Origin of the sequence: Flavobacterium sp. (assembly GCF_046293665.1) — a bacterium.
Taxonomy (GTDB): domain Bacteria; phylum Bacteroidota; class Bacteroidia; order Flavobacteriales; family Flavobacteriaceae; genus Flavobacterium.
In genome coordinates this window covers 116,425-134,110 of record NZ_JBKBOL010000003.1, presented here as the reverse complement: position 1 = coordinate 134,110, position 17,686 = coordinate 116,425, and the positions used below count along the sequence as shown (strand labels likewise).

13 protein-coding genes are annotated in these 17,686 nt (G+C 37.4%); 7 read left to right on the top strand and 6 right to left on the bottom strand.

What is annotated here, in order from left to right; genetic code table 11:
- Positions 1-11: 11 nt before the first annotated feature.
- Complete coding sequence (locus ACK4R1_RS06980; RefSeq protein WP_409685020.1) at positions 12-7,994, top strand: choice-of-anchor L domain-containing protein; 7,983 nt, start codon at positions 12-14, stop codon at positions 7,992-7,994.
- A 36-nt stretch (positions 7,995-8,030) separates the two neighbouring features.
- Here ACK4R1_RS06980 and ACK4R1_RS06975 read toward each other — a convergent pair whose 3' ends face one another.
- Complete coding sequence (locus ACK4R1_RS06975; protein WP_409685018.1) at positions 8,031-8,381, bottom strand: DUF1801 domain-containing protein; 351 nt, start codon at positions 8,379-8,381, stop codon at positions 8,031-8,033.
- Positions 8,382-9,755: a M28 family peptidase gene (locus tag ACK4R1_RS06970; RefSeq protein ID WP_409685016.1), complete on the bottom strand. Its 1,374-nt coding sequence runs from the start codon at positions 9,753-9,755 to the stop codon at positions 8,382-8,384.
- Between the two features lie 85 nt (positions 9,756-9,840).
- Between ACK4R1_RS06970 and ACK4R1_RS06965 the strand changes: the two genes are divergently transcribed.
- From ACK4R1_RS06965 to creD, 6 genes are read left to right on the top strand one after another with little or no spacing between them, the layout of a single operon-like run.
- Positions 9,841-10,449 (top strand): hypothetical protein, encoded by a 609-nt coding sequence (locus ACK4R1_RS06965; protein ID WP_409685014.1) that lies wholly within the window; start codon positions 9,841-9,843, stop codon positions 10,447-10,449.
- Positions 10,450-10,453: 4 nt separating this feature from the next.
- On the top strand, positions 10,454-10,750 hold the full coding sequence (locus ACK4R1_RS06960) for a winged helix-turn-helix domain-containing protein (protein ID WP_409685012.1): 297 nt from the start codon (positions 10,454-10,456) through the stop codon (positions 10,748-10,750).
- 53 nt (positions 10,751-10,803) lie between these two features.
- Positions 10,804-11,259 carry a hypothetical protein gene (locus ACK4R1_RS06955; protein WP_409685010.1) on the top strand — a complete coding sequence of 152 codons (456 nt, stop codon included), beginning with the start codon at positions 10,804-10,806 and terminating at the stop codon, positions 11,257-11,259.
- A complete protein-coding gene (locus ACK4R1_RS06950; RefSeq protein WP_409685008.1) occupies positions 11,260-11,937 on the top strand; it encodes a DUF1361 domain-containing protein in 678 nt (225 codons plus the stop codon).
- Positions 11,918-12,232 carry a hypothetical protein gene (locus ACK4R1_RS06945; RefSeq protein WP_409685006.1) on the top strand — a complete coding sequence of 105 codons (315 nt, stop codon included), beginning with the start codon at positions 11,918-11,920 and terminating at the stop codon, positions 12,230-12,232. The genes ACK4R1_RS06950 and ACK4R1_RS06945 overlap by 20 nt, the downstream gene beginning before the upstream one ends.
- Before the next feature lie 20 nt (positions 12,233-12,252).
- Positions 12,253-13,617, top strand: coding sequence for a cell envelope integrity protein CreD (gene creD, locus ACK4R1_RS06940; RefSeq protein ID WP_409685004.1), 1,365 nt, complete (start codon positions 12,253-12,255; stop codon positions 13,615-13,617).
- Between the two features lie 136 nt (positions 13,618-13,753).
- Here the strand turns inward: creD and ACK4R1_RS06935 are convergent, their stop codons facing one another.
- From ACK4R1_RS06935 to ACK4R1_RS06920, 4 genes are all read right to left on the bottom strand, one after another.
- On the bottom strand, positions 13,754-14,797 hold the full coding sequence (locus tag ACK4R1_RS06935) for an o-succinylbenzoate synthase (protein ID WP_409685002.1): 1,044 nt from the start codon (positions 14,795-14,797) through the stop codon (positions 13,754-13,756).
- Positions 14,798-14,801: 4 nt separating this feature from the next.
- The gene (locus ACK4R1_RS06930) at positions 14,802-16,001 is read right to left on the bottom strand and encodes a tetratricopeptide repeat protein (protein ID WP_409685000.1); all 1,200 of its coding nucleotides are present in this window, start codon (positions 15,999-16,001) and stop codon (positions 14,802-14,804) included.
- 63 nt (positions 16,002-16,064) lie between these two features.
- On the bottom strand, positions 16,065-16,742 hold the full coding sequence (locus tag ACK4R1_RS06925) for a metal-dependent hydrolase (RefSeq protein WP_409684998.1): 678 nt from the start codon (positions 16,740-16,742) through the stop codon (positions 16,065-16,067).
- A gap of 15 nt (positions 16,743-16,757) precedes the next feature.
- Positions 16,758-17,681, bottom strand: coding sequence for a 1,4-dihydroxy-2-naphthoate polyprenyltransferase (locus ACK4R1_RS06920; protein ID WP_409684996.1), 924 nt, complete (start codon positions 17,679-17,681; stop codon positions 16,758-16,760).
- Between the last annotated feature and the right edge of the window lie 5 nt (positions 17,682-17,686).

The following is a 17,686-nucleotide window of genomic DNA, read 5'->3' as shown; positions in this document are numbered from 1 at the left end:
AAACAACCATTATGAAAAAAATTACCTTACTATTATTAACCTTATGCTTTTCGATAAGCGCTTATTCTCAATTAGCCACTGAAGGATTTGAATCCACCACAGGACCTGATGCTCTTCCGGGCACAACTTGGACATTAAGCACAGGAAATTGGGCTGTCTTCGACAATGGCATCGGATTAGGACAACGTTGGGGTATTAACAATACTGTTAGTGAACCGCCGATTGTTTACCAAGGCACCAATTCAGCCTACATCAATAGGGAAACTATGAATATTGGAGACATTTCAGAAGACTTCTTAGCCACTCCTTTGGTTACAATTCCTGTAAATGGACAACTTCATTTTTTTACCCGTTCATTTGCTTCAGGAAATCAAGGAACTGTCTATCAGATTAGGGTTGCACCAGCTTCGGCATCACAAACCAATCCGGCTGCCTATACTGTAATCCAACAATGGACTGAGGTAGATTTAACTACAACTTTTAATTTATACGAAGAGAAAGTGGTTAACTTTCCTGCCATTTATCACAACCAACAAGTTTATGTTTCTTTTGTTAAAGTACACAACCAACAAGTAGCGGGTCTTGCAGGCTCTGGTGATCGTTGGTTAGTGGACAATGTCAGTATCAATGAGCAATGTTTAAATCCAACAGCGTTAACAGCTACAGTAACCTCAGAAAGTACCGCTAGTTTAAGTTGGGGCAACCCAAGTGGCGCCACCACATGGGAAATTGAAGTTGTACCTGCAGCTGGAACACCAACCGGTGTTGGAGTGATTTACAATGGCACTTTACCTTACATTGTTTCCGGATTACTTCCCAATACAGCCTATAAATTTTATGTTAGAGCAATTTGTTCAACAGGATATCAAAGTGAATGGGTAGGCCCCTCTGCAATTTTTACTACTTCGACTGCACCTCCAGTATGTGGTGGGAATTTTGTTGATGAAGCCGGACCTACTACAAATTATGCCAATAACTCTGACTCAACGGTTATCATTTGTCCAACAATTCCAGGAGAACAAGTAACTGTAACTTTCACTTCATTTAATACTGAAGCTACTTGGGATGCGTTATATGTTTTTGATGGAAATTCAATTTCAGCACCTCAAATTGCCAGTACCAACCCTGCCGGTAATGTTCCCGGAGGTTTAGCAGGAGGTTATTGGGGAACAACAATTCCAGGACCATTTACTTCTTCAAGTCCGGATGGGTGTTTGACCTTCAGATTCAGAAGTGATGGTTTTGTAAATAACCCGGGATGGATAGCCAACGTAACTTGTGCGCCTCCACCGGTTTGTCAACAGCCTAGTGCTTTGACGGCAACCAATATCACCTCAAACTCTGTTTCTTTTGGCTGGACTAATGTCGGAATTGCTACTTCGTGGCAAGTTTTAGCGTTACCTTGTAATGCACCGGCACCTACTGCAGCAACAACAGGCTGGACTGAAACAACTTCCAACCCTTTTCAACTTACCGGATTATCTTCTGCTACTTGTTATAACTTATACGTAAGAGGCAATTGTGGTACTGATGGAGTAAGTTTGTGGGCAGGACCTAGAAGTATAACTACATTAGTAGCGCCGCCTATCTGTGGTGGAAATTTTGTTGACACTGGTGGTCCTACTGATAATTACCCAAATAATTCAGATTCTACCGTTACTATTTGTCCAACCATTCCGGGCGAATTGGTAACCGTTACTTTTACTTCTTTTAATACTGAAGCTACTTGGGATGCTTTATATGTTTTTGATGGAAATTCTATCGCTGCTCCACAAATAGCCAGCACCAACCCAGCCGGTAATGTTCCGGGAGGTTTAGCAGGAGGTTATTGGGGTACAGCTATACCTGGCCCATTCACCTCATCAAGTGTAACAGGTTGTTTGACTTTCAGATTCAGAAGCGATGGTTTTGTTAACAATCCGGGATGGATAGCTAACATCACTTGTGCACCGGCACCGGTTTGTCAACAACCAACAGGTATGACGGCCACAACGGTTACATCAAACTCAACCGTAGTTGGCTGGACTAACGTTGGTATTGCCACTTCTTGGGAAATATTGGCGTTGCCGTGTAATTCTGCTCCACCAACAGCGGGCTCAACAGGATGGATTGCTGCTTCAACCAATCCGTTTACCTTAACCGGATTGAATCCAACAACATGTTATGACATCTACGTAAGAGGAAATTGTGGGACTGACGGAGTTAGTTTATGGGCCGGACCAAGAACCATTACTACTCAAGTGGCACCTCCAATATGTGGTGGTATATTTGTAGATGCCGCTGGACCAAATGCTAACTATGCAAACAATTCAGATTCTACAGTAACCATTTGCCCTGTCAATCCGGGAGACCAAGTAACCGTAACTTTTACCGAATTTGATACAGAAACCAATTGGGATGCCTTGTATGTTTTTGACGGAAATTCAATTACTGCACCTCAAATAGCCAGTGATAACCCAGCGGGCAATGTTCCTGGTGGTTTAGCCGGTGGTTATTGGGGAACTACAATCCCAGGTCCTTTTACCTCATCAAGTGTTAATGGCTGTCTAACTTTTAGATTTAGAAGTGATGGTTTTGTTAACAATCCGGGATGGGTTGCTAATGTTACGTGTAATCCTCCTCCAACCTGTCCAAAACCTACTGCATTAGTAGTTTCAAACGTAACCCAAACAGGTGCTACTGTGGCTTGGACTGAAATTGGTTCAGCGACAACTTGGCAAGTATTGTTTTTACCTGCCAATGCACCAGCTCCGGATGCTTCAACTACTGGCTGGGTGACAGCTACAACAAATCCATTTGTTTATAACAGTTTAAACTCAGGAACACTTTACAAAGTATATGTTAGGTCATTTTGTAGTGATACTGACATCAGTCTTTGGTCAAATCCAGTAACTTTTGCGACTTTAATCTCAAATGATGAATGTGCAAATGCCATCATTGCTCCGGTAAATCCTGACACTTCTTGTGCTCAATTTGTATCGGGGACTATCATAGGAGCTACTGCTTCTCCGCAACCTAACACTTGTGGCGGTAATGATGATGATGATGTTTGGTTTTCCTTTACAGCAACGACTACATCTCATACCGTTACACTAAATAATGTTTTAGGAAGTACAACTGACTTATTTCACGTACTTTACAATGGTAATTGTGGTACTTTAAACCAGTTATATTGTAGTGATGACAATCAAAGTATTGCTAATAATTTGGTTGTTGGACAAACTTATTATGTGAGAGTATATTCTTGGACATCAACACCAGGACAGACTTCTACTTTTGATGTTTGCATTGGAACCATTCCGCCTCCAATTTCAACAAACAATACAACATATACTACACTTCAATTGGTAGAAGATGTGTTCTTAAATTCTACTTGTGCAAGTGTTTCTAATGTGACCTCTTCAACAGGAAGTAATTTTGGTTCTACCAATGGTATCGCCTATTTTAATCAAAACGGTTCTGGATTTCCTTTTAGTGAAGGAATCGTTTTAACTACAGGAAATGCGATGAGTGCACCGGGTCCAAATACAACGACACTTGGTGATGGTAATCAAGCTTGGACAGGTGATGCTGAATTAGAGGCTATTATTTTAGCAGCGACCGGCGATCCAATGAATTCAAGAAATGCTACTAAATTGGAATTTGATTTTGTGCCTTTGGTTAGTGAGATCAACTTCAACTTTATTTTTGCTTCAGAAGAATATGGTACATTCCAATGTGCCTACTCTGATGCATTTGCCTTTTTATTAACAGATATTTCAACTGGAATAACCACCAATTTAGCTGTAATTCCTAATACCACTACTCCGGTTTCTGTAGTAACCATAAGAGACAATCAATACAACAATGGTTGTGGTTCAGTAAACGAACAATATTTTGATGCCTTTTATGGATTTGGAGGATTAGATCCATTAGGTTCTCCTACAAATTTTAATGGTATTACAGTGCCACTTACAGCAACATCACCTGTTATACCAGGCAACCAATACCACATTAAATTAGTTATTGCTGACCGATTGGATAATAGTTTTGATTCAGCGGTTTTCCTTGAAGGTGGTAGTTTAGACATTGGTAATATTGAATTGGGAGAAGATTTTCTCCAAGCCAACAATACTGCTTTGTGTGCGGGAACAAGCTATACGATTACCTCAGGTTTAAATCCGGCTCTTTATAATTTTGTATGGACCAATGGAGTTAATGTTATTCCAAATGAAACAGGACCAAACCTAACCATTACCCAACCGGGAGTTTATGGAGTTACCATTCAATATATAGGTACAACTTGTACCTCTAGCGATTCAATCACTATTGAGTATTATGAACCATTAGTACCAGGAACTCCAAATAACTTGGTTGTTTGCAATGCTACAGGTTTTGCTCAATTTGATTTGGGTCAAAATAATAGTGCTGCTTTAGGTGGTTTAGATTCAAATACACATACTGTAACTTATTATGCAACCAATGAAGACGCAATTGCTGAAACAAATGCTTTGCCATTATTGTATACCAATACAACAGAAAACTTACAAGTTATTTATGTTAGAGTAGAAAACAACATTACCGGTTGCTATACCATTAGAACATTTAATTTGGTAGCAAATTTAACAGTTACGCCGACTTTCTTATCTCCAGCTCCAATTTGTAGTGGAGATGTAGCGCCAACTTTACCAACTACTGCATTGAATGGTATTTCAGGAACTTGGTTTCCAACAACAGTTGACAACACTCAAACTTTAACCTATACATTTACCCCTAACGAGGGACAATGCGCAACAACAACTACTTTGGTCGTTACCGTTTACCAGAATTGTGCTTTCGGAAGTTATGCAAGTGCAGTCTGGTTGACCAATTGTGAAACCGGTAACTTCTTTAACACAGTCGGTTCCGGAACTTCAATCATTGGACCGGCTCAAAATATTTTCCCAAATACTGATTTTGGAACATATTTAACCAACTCTAACACATTCAAATTAAGAGGTGGAGAAGTAAAAACATTTAAAAGTGCAACTGCTAATGTTTGCAGTGCCCGTTTAAATTACAGGGTTTATCCTGCATCTGGAACTCCGGGCGCGTTTACAGTGATTAATTTACCATTCCTTGATGATTGTTCCGGAGGTTCTTTCCCTAGTGGAGGCCCATGTAACACAGGAGATCAAAAATGGCAAAGAGTACTAACCGACTTGGAATTCCCAGTTGATTTAACTGCCTTTGCAGCAGGAGATTATGTTATTGAAGTATTCTATGATATTACAGGAGATGTGAATTCAACTTCTGAATGTGATGATACAATCTTAATCAATAACAATGGTGCCAATTTTATAGCTACTTATACTTTACAAGCCAATCCAACTTTTACTTTCACAGCTCCGTCTGATTGTACAACTGCTGATGGTACTATTACCATTGGAAGTTTGGCTCCAAACACCACGTACTCATTGACTTATTCTGATGATAGCACTCCAATAGGACCAATTACAATTGCATCAGACAGTAATGGAAATTATACCTTAACTGGATTAAACAATGGTTCTTATTCTAACTTCAACCTGACGGTTAACGGTTGTGCTATTAACTCAACAAATACAATCACTCTGAATGCCTCTTCAACAGCATTGATAACAAGTACTAATCCTTTAACTTGTGCAGGAACTACGGGTACGATTACTATCAGTAACTTAGTTCCAAATCAAACATATGCTGTAACATATACTGATGACACTGTCTTAGTTGGACCTTCAAATTTAACTTCAGACTCAAACGGATTGATTGTATTAACAGGACTAAACGCAGGAGTTTATACTAATTTTAATCTTGTGACAACAAATTGTAGTTTCGCTTCAAATGAAATAGCCACTTTAGCTGATCCGGGAGCTCCAATAATTACTGTCAACAGCGAAGATATCTGTAACGGTCAAAGCACAACGATAACCGCTACAGCTCAGGTTCCTGGTGTTTACAATTATGTATGGACAGTTCCTGCAGGATTTACTAATCCGGGCAATGTAGCCAGTTTCACTACATCTGTTCCGGGTAACTATACTGTTGTGGCTACTCCATTAGTTACTACTTTTTGTAATGGTAGTTTTGAAAATCCATTGGCGACAGGTCAGTTCCCTAATATGTTGAACCAAAATGTTGTCCCATGTTGGAGTACAACTGCCCCTGATGGAATTTTGGAGGTTTGGCCGGCAGCAGGATTTGAAAATGTCTTTGCTTACCAAGGCAGTCAGTTTATAGAAATGAATGGAACTACCACAGCCACGGTATTCCAAGATTTCACTACAACACCAGGTGCTGAACTACAAATTTCTTTTGCTCACAGAGGACGTCAAGGTAACGATACTGTAGGTGTCGAAATTGGTCCTGTTGGTGGTCCATATGTAAGTTTAGGAAACTTTACAGACGGGAACACTGCATGGGTATTGCGTAATTTGAACTATACAGTACCTTTGAGCGGTGGTAATAACTATAGATTACGATTTGTCTCAGTATCAAGTGCAGGTTTTGATCCGTCAGTTGGTAATTTCCTTGACGCTGTAAACGTAACGTCATCAGGTTGTAGCTCATCAGCCGCTACAGGAACTGTTACTTTATTGCCGTCTGCTAGTTTGACTTTGGCTTCAGCCAATAACGAGCAAACCGTTTGTATTAATACACCTATTAATAATATTGTTTACAATGCTGATAGTGTTATATCAGTTAGTGTTACAGGATTGCCTGCAGGAGTAAGTGGAACATATGGACCATCAAGCGGTGGATTTATAATTACTGGTACACCTACGGAATCAGGAGTGTTCAATTATGTTGTAACTACTTCTGGAGGTTGTAATACCGTAACCTTAAATGGAACCATAACTGTAAACACTCTTGTACCATCTACCTTTACCCCTATTACAATTTGTAGTGGAGCTACCGTAGTATTGCCTACAACTTCAATAGAAGGCTTTACCGGTACATGGAATCCTTCAACGGTTGATAATACACAAAACGGAGTTTATGTTTTCAATCCTAATCCGGGGCAATGTGCTGCTGTAGGTGCTTTAACCATAACGGTAAACCAACCTACACTTCCAACGTTTGATCCGATTGCAGCAATTTGCAGTGGTGGCCCATTAAATCCGCTTCCAACAACTTCAACTAATGGAGTTACCGGAACTTGGTTACCAGCGCTGAATAATACTCAAACTACGACTTATACTTTTACACCAACTAGCGGTCTTTGTGCATTACCAACGACTTTGACCATTACTGTCAGTCCGAATATTACACCGACATTTAATGCGATAGCACCATTGTGCATAGGAGAAACAGCACCTTCATTACCACTAACCTCAATTCAGGGAATATCAGGTACATGGAACCCTAGTGTAATTGATAATACAACTACAAGAGATTATGTATTTACTCCAACTGCCGGTCAATGTGCAAACAACGGACTACTTACTGTAACGGTGCAAAGTGGTTTTGATTTTGACATCTCCGGAAATTGTGTTGGAAATGAATTCATCCTTGAAGTTTTAGCAGTAAACAATACTTTTGATGTTAATACGGCAAATTATAATTGGTTTACTAATGACCAACAATTAGTAGGTACTAACTCTAATACTTTTAATGTTAGCGAATACCTAAATTCAACAACAATAATTGAAGAATTGCCTATTACATTCTCTGTAACTGTAACTGATATTAATGGTTGTACCAAAAATGAATCAATCACTTTAGATAGAATCTTCTGTGGTATTCAGAAAGGGATATCAGTAAACAATGATGGTAAAAATGACGTCTTTGATTTAACACAATTGAATGTTAAAAACCTATCTATCTTTAATCGTTACGGAATGAAAGTTTACAGTAAAAATCAATACCGAAACGAATGGAAAGGTCAATCCGATAAAGGAGATGAATTACCGGATGGTACTTACTATTATGTCATCGAATTTAATAGCGGTGATGCCGCAAAAACCGGTTGGATTTATGTCAATCGAGAACAATAATCAATTTAAAAAGCCCCTGAATTAGGGGCTTTTTTTTTAATATAACATCTTTGATTCTTCTATAACCGAAATCAAAATTGCATTATCAATTGTTTCTAAAGTATGATAACGTAATGACTTTATAGTATTTCTGCCATTATCGGCTACCAAATGTTCTTGATTGCTTTTCAATTGAAACCCTTTGGCAAAACCAACATCCACAAATTGATGTTTGTGACTGGCATTAAGATAACAAAATGGCTTCTTCTTATAATAAAAATAAGGTATTCCCCATTTGTATTCCAAAGTAGCTTCAGGCAAATTATGTTCTACAACCGCAATGATATGAAGCAAAATATCGCGATACTTTTCGGGTTGGTTTAAAATATATACTTCTGAAGGTTTCAATTAATCTATTCCGTATTGGTCAAACAAATAAACTAACGCCGTCATAGTTGCTGCTCCTAATTCCAATTCTCTTTTATTGATGGCGTCAAAAGTATCGTTGGCAGCATGATGATAATCAAAATAGCGTTGTGAATCGGGTTTTAATCCGGCTTTGACTATTTTGGCAGAGGTTAACGGACTAATGTCGGAACCTGTGCCTCCTTTTACAAAACTGTGAATGAGATAAGGTTCAAACAATGTTTTCCAACTCATAATCTTCTCAAAATTATTGTCATCACATTCAAAGAAAAAACCTCTTGGTGTAAATCCGCCTGCATCGCTTTCCAAAGCAAAAATGTGGTTTTCTTTATTCGCCTGAGATAATTCTTGGTAACGTTTTCCTCCTTTTCCACCATTTTCTTCATTCATAAAAAGAACTACTCTAATGGTATTCTTCGGTTTATAATTCAGTTTTTTGAAAAGTTCCAAAACCGCCATACTTTGTACACAACCCGCGCCATCATCATGAGAACCATCAGCTAAATCCCAGGAATCCAAATGTCCGCCAATAACCATAATTTTCTCCGGATGTTCCAATCCGGTGATTTCGCCAACTACATTGTACGAAAGTACATCATCATAGCTTTGACAAGATTGTTTAAAATAGAATTTCAACTGCGGATTGACTTTCAATTTTTGACTCAACAATTCGGCGCCATTCGTACTGATAGCAGCCGTTGGAATATGTTGCTCTTTTGGCAAATCCCCATAACTTTGTGTTCCGGTATGTGGAAAATCATCTAATCTTAAATTCATTGAACGAACAATTGTAGCTACTGCACCAAACTTCGCGGCTTCTTTGGCACCGGCATAACGTTGGTCCACACAATGTCCGTAAGATTTAAAGGTTTCAATATTTTCGGGTTCCATCGGACGATTGTAGAAAACGATTTTACCTTTGATTTTGGCTTCGCCCAAAGTTTCTAACTCTTTAAGACTTTTTACTTCGATTACCTCAGCTGTTAAACCGTTTTTCGGAGTGGCAACTGATCCGCCTAAGGCACAAATAGGAACGCTGATTTTATTTTTTTGGTCCAAAATATAAGCCGTTTCTTTTTCGCCTCTAACCCATTTGGGCACCATAACTTCTTGCAAAAAAACTTTGTCAAGCCCTAAAGCCTCTAATTGTTGCTTGGTGTAAAGGACTCCTTTTTCTGCGCCGGTAGAACCGGATAACCTATGACCTATCTTATTAGACAAATCATCTAACCAAGCATAACACTTTGAATCCGTTAAAGCCAATTTATAAATGTCTTTAAGCATTTGCTCATCTTTGCTTTGAGCAAAAGTTGCAATTGACATAAAAAATAAGAAACCGAAAAGAAGCTTTCTCATAAAAATAATTTTCTCAAAAATAAATGAAAAAACATTTGGTCAACGAAAAATTATTCATTTACTTTGTTTTTCAAAGTACTTTAATATGGAAGCTAAAGATTATCTAAAAGACATTCAAGACATCAAACAAATGATGGCGCAATCGACTCAGTTTATTTCTTTGAGCGGTTTATCGGGAATTATGGCCGGATTGTATGCTTTAGGCGGAGCAGTCGTGGTCAACTTTTTAATAGACAATCACCATTCAAGGTACATCACTTTAGAAAGCACCACTTTTAAACAAATTGTTGCAGTAGCAATGGTCGTATTAATCTTATCCTTAATAACGGCTTATGTTATGACTGTGAATAAGGCTAAGAAAGTAGGTGAAAAAGTATGGAATCCATCGTCGAAAAGACTGTTAATTAATTTTTGCATTCCGTTGTTTACCGGCGGTATTTTGTGCTTACTTTTATTGAGACACGGTATTTATGGACTGATTGCACCTATATCTCTGATATTTTACGGATTAGCTTGCGTGAATGCCAGTAAATATACTTTACGTGACGTTCGTTATTTAGGCATCACCGAAATTATTTTAGGCTTAATTGCTGTTGAATATTCAGGTTATGGCTTATATGTGTGGATTCTTGGTTTCGGAATTTGTCATATTATTTACGGCGCGGTAATGTATTATAAATACGATAGAAATTAAGTAAGTGAAAAACATTATCCAAAATATCAACAAAGCCTTTGATCACCGAATACGTTTGGGGATCATGTCGGTATTGATGGTCAACGAAAGTGCCGATTTTAATATGCTGAAAGAATTACTTGGTGTTACAGACGGCAACTTGGCTAGTCATACCAAAGCCTTAGAAATTGAAGACTATATCATGATTGAAAAACAATTTATAGGAAAGAAACCCAACACGCGCTACATCGCAACAGCAACCGGAAAAAAAGCCTTTCAGGATCACATTGAAGCGCTTGAAAAATTAATATCGAAAAGCTAAAACTATTTTTTTATCTATTTACTTTGAAAAACAAAGTACTTTTAATTCTATTTATGAGAGATTTAATCATCGAAAAAATGTATGAGTGGAGCAAAAAGCCCTACCAAAAATTCTTCAAAAAGAATGACCCTTGGAATGTAACCGCCAAAGAACTGATTCAGTATCCGCAAGAAAGTCTGGGTTTTCACATGGGTTGTTTTTTGCTTAAATACAACTTTGAAATGCAACCTAAACTCGAAGACCATGATGTGATTCACGTACTGACCAATACCGGTGTTTCGGTCGTTGAAGAAATTGGAATGCAGTATTATTTATGGGGCAACGGCAAAAAAAGCGCCTATTTGTATATGGTTATCAGCATTGGAACTTTGTTCTATCCTACCCGACTCAAAACATTTACAAACTATTATAATCGTGGCAAAGCCGCACATCATTTTCACCATTTAGCTTTCGAAAAAATGCTGCATCTGCCAATTCAAACCATTCAAACTTCTTTTAATATCAAATAAATGAACTTAGTTTTAAAACTCTTCAATCAAAACAAGAAAGTCAACCAACTGTTGCTTTTTTATGGTATTTATTGTCTTTCGCTTTTATTAGTCAGAGCCAAAATAACCAATTCTGTTTACTTGTTTTTCCTAATTTGGAACCTATTCTTGGCGGTGATTCCCTATGTGATTTCATCGCATTTATTGACATTAGACTTAAAAAAATCATCCAAACTTAAGGTCTTAACCATTTCAGCAGTTTGGTTGGCTTTTATGCCAAATGCGTTTTACATCATCACCGATTTAGTCCATTTGGCCCGTTCAAACGGACACATTTTTTGGCTCGATTTGATTATTGTTAGCTCACATGCCTTGATTGGTTTTGCTTTTGGATTACTGTCTTTACTTCATTTTGAAAAAATAACCCAGCACTTTACAACGAAAAAAAACACCAACATTATTATTCCAACCATTTGCATACTGTGCGGTTTCGGAATTTACATCGGGCGTATTTTGCGCTACAACAGTTGGGATATCATCAGCAACCCGATTGACTTAGGATTCGATTTGTTCCAAATGGCTATTTCGCTTAAATCGATATTATTTTCAATGCACTTTGGCATATTCATTTATTTCTCCTTTTTAATCAAAAAGAATTTAATCTCAAACAATCAAACTTATGGAAACACAACTCATTAACAAAACCGAAAGTTCAGGCCAATTTTCAACCTATTTGGCTATGGGTTCTTTTGGTATTGGGACATTACTATTTCTAACTCATCTCATTCTTCCTGAATTTGGATTGCTCTATTTCATTGGCTATTTCTATTTGCTTTTCGCTTTTCTGATAAATCTATTTGTCTTTCTGTATTTGCTCTTTCAATTTTTTACAAAACCCCAAGAACGAGAAGCTTTAACGATCAAAATGTTGATCATGCTGGCTAATATCCCAATTGCATTATTGTATCTCTACATCATATTTTACAAATTTTAATCTTATTTAAACGTCACATCATGGAAAATCAAGAATTTCAAGAACACCCAATTACCGAAGAAAAAACATTCTTTCAATCAACTACCGCCAAGATGATTATGGTCGGTGCACTCACGCTTTTTTTACTTATCCCATTATTTTTTGTTCAGGATTTGATAAAAGAACGTTCCCAACGAAAATCAGAAGTCGTAAACGAGGTTTCCAACCTTTGGGGAAGCGATGTCGCTTTTTATGGTCCGGTTTTACGAATTCCGTATAACACTTATGAAAACTTAAATGTCATTGATCAAAAAACCGGTGTGTCGACACTGCAAAGAAGAGCAACGACGAATTATGCTTATTTCTTTCCGAATGAATTGACCAATACTTCCAAAGTAAAGAAAAACGAATCTTTAAAACGAGGTCTTTTTAATCCGGTGGTTTTTACGGCAGACATGAGTTTCAAAGGAAATTTCACTGCACCGAATTTTGCCAAACTCAATATTCCCGAGGAAAGCATTCAATGGGATAAAGCGGTTATTATCGTTAAAACAACGAATTTAAAAAGCATCAAAAGCGAATTAAAAATTCAATTGAATAATGACAAACTAACTTTCGAACCACAACCCGATGAGAAAAGCAATTACAGCGTTTTGGCCACCAATATATTTGATTACAAGACATTAGCCGGAAATAATACAATCCATTTCAATTTCGGAATCACATATAACGGAAGTAACAGTATTAATTTCATTCCGATTGGAAAAGTGACAAATGTGGCTATCGACTCTGATTGGGAATCGCCAAGTTTTGAAGGTTCCTTTGCAGCGAATGACACTACAAAAGTTGTTAACAAAGACGGATTTCACGTCGATTGGAAAGTGTTAGACATCAACCGCACGTTTTCTCAGCAATACGCGAATGTTTTGCCCAATTTGGATGATTATCTCTTTGGTGTAAAATTTATTGAAACAGTGGACGAATACCAGCAAAACGAACGCGTTTCTAAGTATGGCTTCCTTGTAATCGGTTTGACGTTCCTGATTTTCTTCTTAATTCAGTCGATAAGCAAAATCAACATCCATATTTTTCAATACTCGATGATTGGAATCGCACTAATTATGTTCTACACTTTATTGATTTCGATTACCGAACACAGCAGTTTTAGTTTAGCGTATGGTATTTCCGGAATTGCCGTTGTGGGTATGATTACGCTCTATTCGATTTCGATTTTGAAAAATAGAAAATTTCCAATGTTTATTGCGACGTCACTTTCCGTTTTGTACACGTTTATTTATGTGATTATCCAAATGGAAGATTATGCGCTTTTGGTAGGAAGCATTGGCTTGTTTTTCATCCTTGGCGCGGTGATGTATTTCTCGAGAAAAATTGATTGGGGAAAGTAAATTGAAACATTAAGAAGTCAAGAAAAATTAAGGTTTAATTTCAAACTCTGTGAGACTCTTTTTTACTCCGTGAATCTCTGTGTAACCATAAAAAATTACACGGAGATTCACAGAGATTTTTAGAGATTCACAGAGTTTATACTTGATCGAAATCGAACTTCCAATCGAGGTCATTTCGATACCAAAGTTGGCCTTGCGAAACTTGTAGCGGACAAGCAAAATTATTAGTATACAAACTTCCGGTGCCTAAACCTTGCGGCATCAAATTATTTTGCAAAAAAGTAAATTGGGCAATCGCGTTCAAACCGATATTACTTTCTAAAGCGGAAGTAATCCACCAACCGATATTTAATTTTTCGGCAAGCGAAATCCATTCCAATGTGCCGCGAAATCCACCAATAAAACTCGGCTTCAAAATGATATATTGCGGATTGATTTTTTGCAATAATGCTTCCTTGTCTTCAAAAGAAAACACACCAATAAGCTCTTCGTCTAAAGCGATGGGTAAATTAGTACTTTTACACAAAACTGACATCGTGTCAGTATGATTTTTTTGAATCGGTTGCTCTATGCTATGTAATTTAAAACCAGTTATTTGATTAATTTTATCTAAAGCTTCATTTTCAGAAAAAGCACCGTTAGCATCGACTCGGATTTCAATCGTTTTCTCATCAAAATTTTGACGAATAAAGCGCAATAGAGCCAATTCCTTGTCGAAATCTATCGCTCCAATCTTCATTTTTATACACGAAAAACCTTCAGCGATTTTGGCTTCAATTTGACTTTTCATGAAGGCTTCATCACCCATCCAAACGAGTCCGTTAATGACGATTGATTTTTCTCCGGAAGTAAATTTAGACGGAAATAAAACGAACGGATTTTCACTTTTCAAAGACAAAAAAGCCATCTCTATTCCGAATTGAATCGAAGGAAATTCCATTAATTCTTGCCATAATTTTGCTTCACCAAGGTGAATATTTGCACAAACCCATTGCAATTTTTCTTCATAATCCGGTCGATCATCTACCGATAATCCGCGTAAAATGCCACACTCACCTATGCCTTTTTTACTGTCTTTTTCGAGTACAATAAACCAAGTTTCTTTGTCCGTCAAAACACCTCGAGAAGTTCCTGAAGGCTGCTTGAAATGGAGCACATATTTATGATAAGTTGCTTTCACTTTTTTAGTCTAAAATGCGTAGAATTTTTTTGAAATTATTCGTTGACAAGCCTCTTTTTTCAAAGTTTAAGAAATCAATTTTGACTTGTGCTGCCCAAGATTTTCCGTTGGACAAACTTTGATTGAAGTACTTTTTATGAATGTCTTTGGCTTTCGAAAGCCTATCCGTGAACAGATACACATGCGCCAAATCGAGATTAAAAATGATTTCCGAAGGGTTTAATTTTAATCCTTTATTATAAGCTTCTTCCGCTTTTGAATATTGATTTGACAGCAAATAATAATCGCCCAGCATTTTGTAAGCTTTATAATCTGCTCGATTCTTAGCAATCAATTCCGATTGAATCAAATCAATGGCTTCGCTGGTTTTTCCGTCATTAAATAGCTTTGTGCTTTTATCGAAAATGACTTGACTCCATTTATTAATTTCTCCTGATTTGGTCAAGCTTTCTTCCGCAGCGATTTCAATAGCTCTATTTTTCTCGGAAGCTAATAACTGTTTAAAATCAGCGTAGTTATATTTCGCAGTTATAATTTCCAAAAACAAACCGTAAAACTGGTCTTTTTTAGAGAGATAATTCACGACTTCTAACTTAGAAGCCGAGGCTAATAATTCCTTTTTGTTTTCAACAGTCCAACCGCTTCTCAAACTGTAATTTACCCACGGCACGACCTCTAAAACGATTTTCTCTTTCATTACCCAATTGTCGCTTTGAAACCCGAACCATAGATTTTGAGCACCTGGCGGTAGGCATTTCGACTTATCCGTAAGTAGTTTAGCCGCTTTATTTACCGGTTCGTCCTGAGCGATACAGGCATTTTTAGCCATACCCGTTTTCTCGTATTGCAAAGCGTCATTTTCATTGGTAAACACATAAAATTGGCACTTGTCATCACCTGATATAGAAGAAAGCAAAAACACCGTTCCTGCAGCGCCTTGACTTATTCCCGTTGGATCCGGAATAGCTTTCAACACTGAAACCAAGCTCGAACTTATCTTTTGATTGTCGTCTAGAAGCGAAATTCTGTAAACTACTTCGGTTGTACCGACAGGAAAATCGGCTGTTTTAATGGCTTTTCGCTTTCCGGCATCGAGTAAAATGGTTTCATTTGTTGTTCTGATGTTGTCCCAAAAACCTTCGTTACTTTGTGCAAAAGTTAATGAAGTAAAGACCAATAGTAATCCTAAAATTGAAAATTTCATAAGATGTTTTTCGTTCCTAAAACAAGAAGAGTGCCAAAACTGACACTCTTTTTTTATATTTATTTAAAGTGAAATGCTTTCACCTATTTCAAGTAACATTAAATCTTTTCCGGCATCGAAGAACTTCTTTTTAGCTTCGTCGTGATTGATTACAATAAATCCGAAGGTATCAAAATGACAACCCAATATCTTATCACAATCAACAAAATCTGCCGCCATGATTGCATCTTCGATATCCATCGTAAAGCAATTTCCAATTGGAAAAATGGCCAAATCGAGCTTAGTTCGCATCGGAATCAACTTCATGTCCATGGTCAAAGCCGTATCACCTGAAATATAAATATTTTTGTGTTCACCTTCGATTACAAATCCGCCCGGATTGCCACCGTAACTGCCGTCGGGAAACGAACTGGAATGTACAGCAGCCACATATTTTACTTTACCAAAATCGAATTGCCAGCTTCCGCCAATATTCATCGGATGGTATTGCAAACCTTTATTGCCAAAATAAGTAGCTATTTCCCAATTGGACACAATGACTGAATTGTTGTTTTTAGCAATTGTTTCAGCGTCTAAAATATGGTCGAAATGCGCATGCGTAATTAGAATATAATCAGCCCTCAGAGTATTGATATCGATATGAGCCGCTTTTTCATTACCGGAGATAAACGGGTCAACGAGCAGGTGTTTTCCACCGACCTCAATTCCAATACAAGAATGACCGTAAAATGTTATTTTCATAGCTGTTATTTTTTATTAAACGTAATTTACAACGACATCTGAAATAAAGAAAATCAAGCACAAGGCTAAAAGAACCGACAGTAAAAATGTACTGATGGCCAGTTTCTTCAATTCGGGATCTAAAAGTTTCGGATTTTGATTTTTATAAACAGTGATTAAATGACTTATCAATGGAAAATAGGCCACTACGAAGATGTATTGGTCAAAATGAAAATCATTTAAAAACGCAAATAACAAAACCAAAACCATAGCGGAAATCACTAAAAAGAAATGGTACTTTTTTGCGGCAGTGCCACCCATTTTTACTACAATCGTGTTTTTTCCGGCTTTTCTATCACTTTCTTCATCTCTCATGTTATTTAGATTCAAAACTCCTACACTCAAAAAACCAATGGCGGTTGCCGGCAATAACAATAACCAATCAATGGTTTTAGAAAACATAAAATACACGCCGAAAGCACTCACTAATCCGAAGAAAACAAATACAAACAAATCGCCATAACCTCGGTAACCATAAGCACCTTTTCCAACGGTATAACGAATGGCTGAAGCGATAGCCAAAACCCCTAATATCAAAAAGATAAAGGAATACAACAGATAACTTTCTTTAAAAGCAAAATAGATCAGTAAAATAGCAAAAGTCAATGTTATTAAAGAAGTAATCACCATAGCCTTTTTCATCGCTTGCGGCGTAATCAATCCGCTTTGAATGGCGCGTTTTGGCCCAACTCTATCTTCATTATCCGTACCTTTTACGCCATCTCCGTAATCATTGGCAAAATTGGATAAAATTTGCAATCCCAAAGTAGTCAGTAATGCAAAAACAACAATGTTCCAATTAAACATACCTTGTGACATCGCATAAAAACTTCCGACAATAATTCCGGACACCGATAGTGGTAATGTTCTAACTCGCGCGGCTTCAACCCAGTGTTTCATAGTAA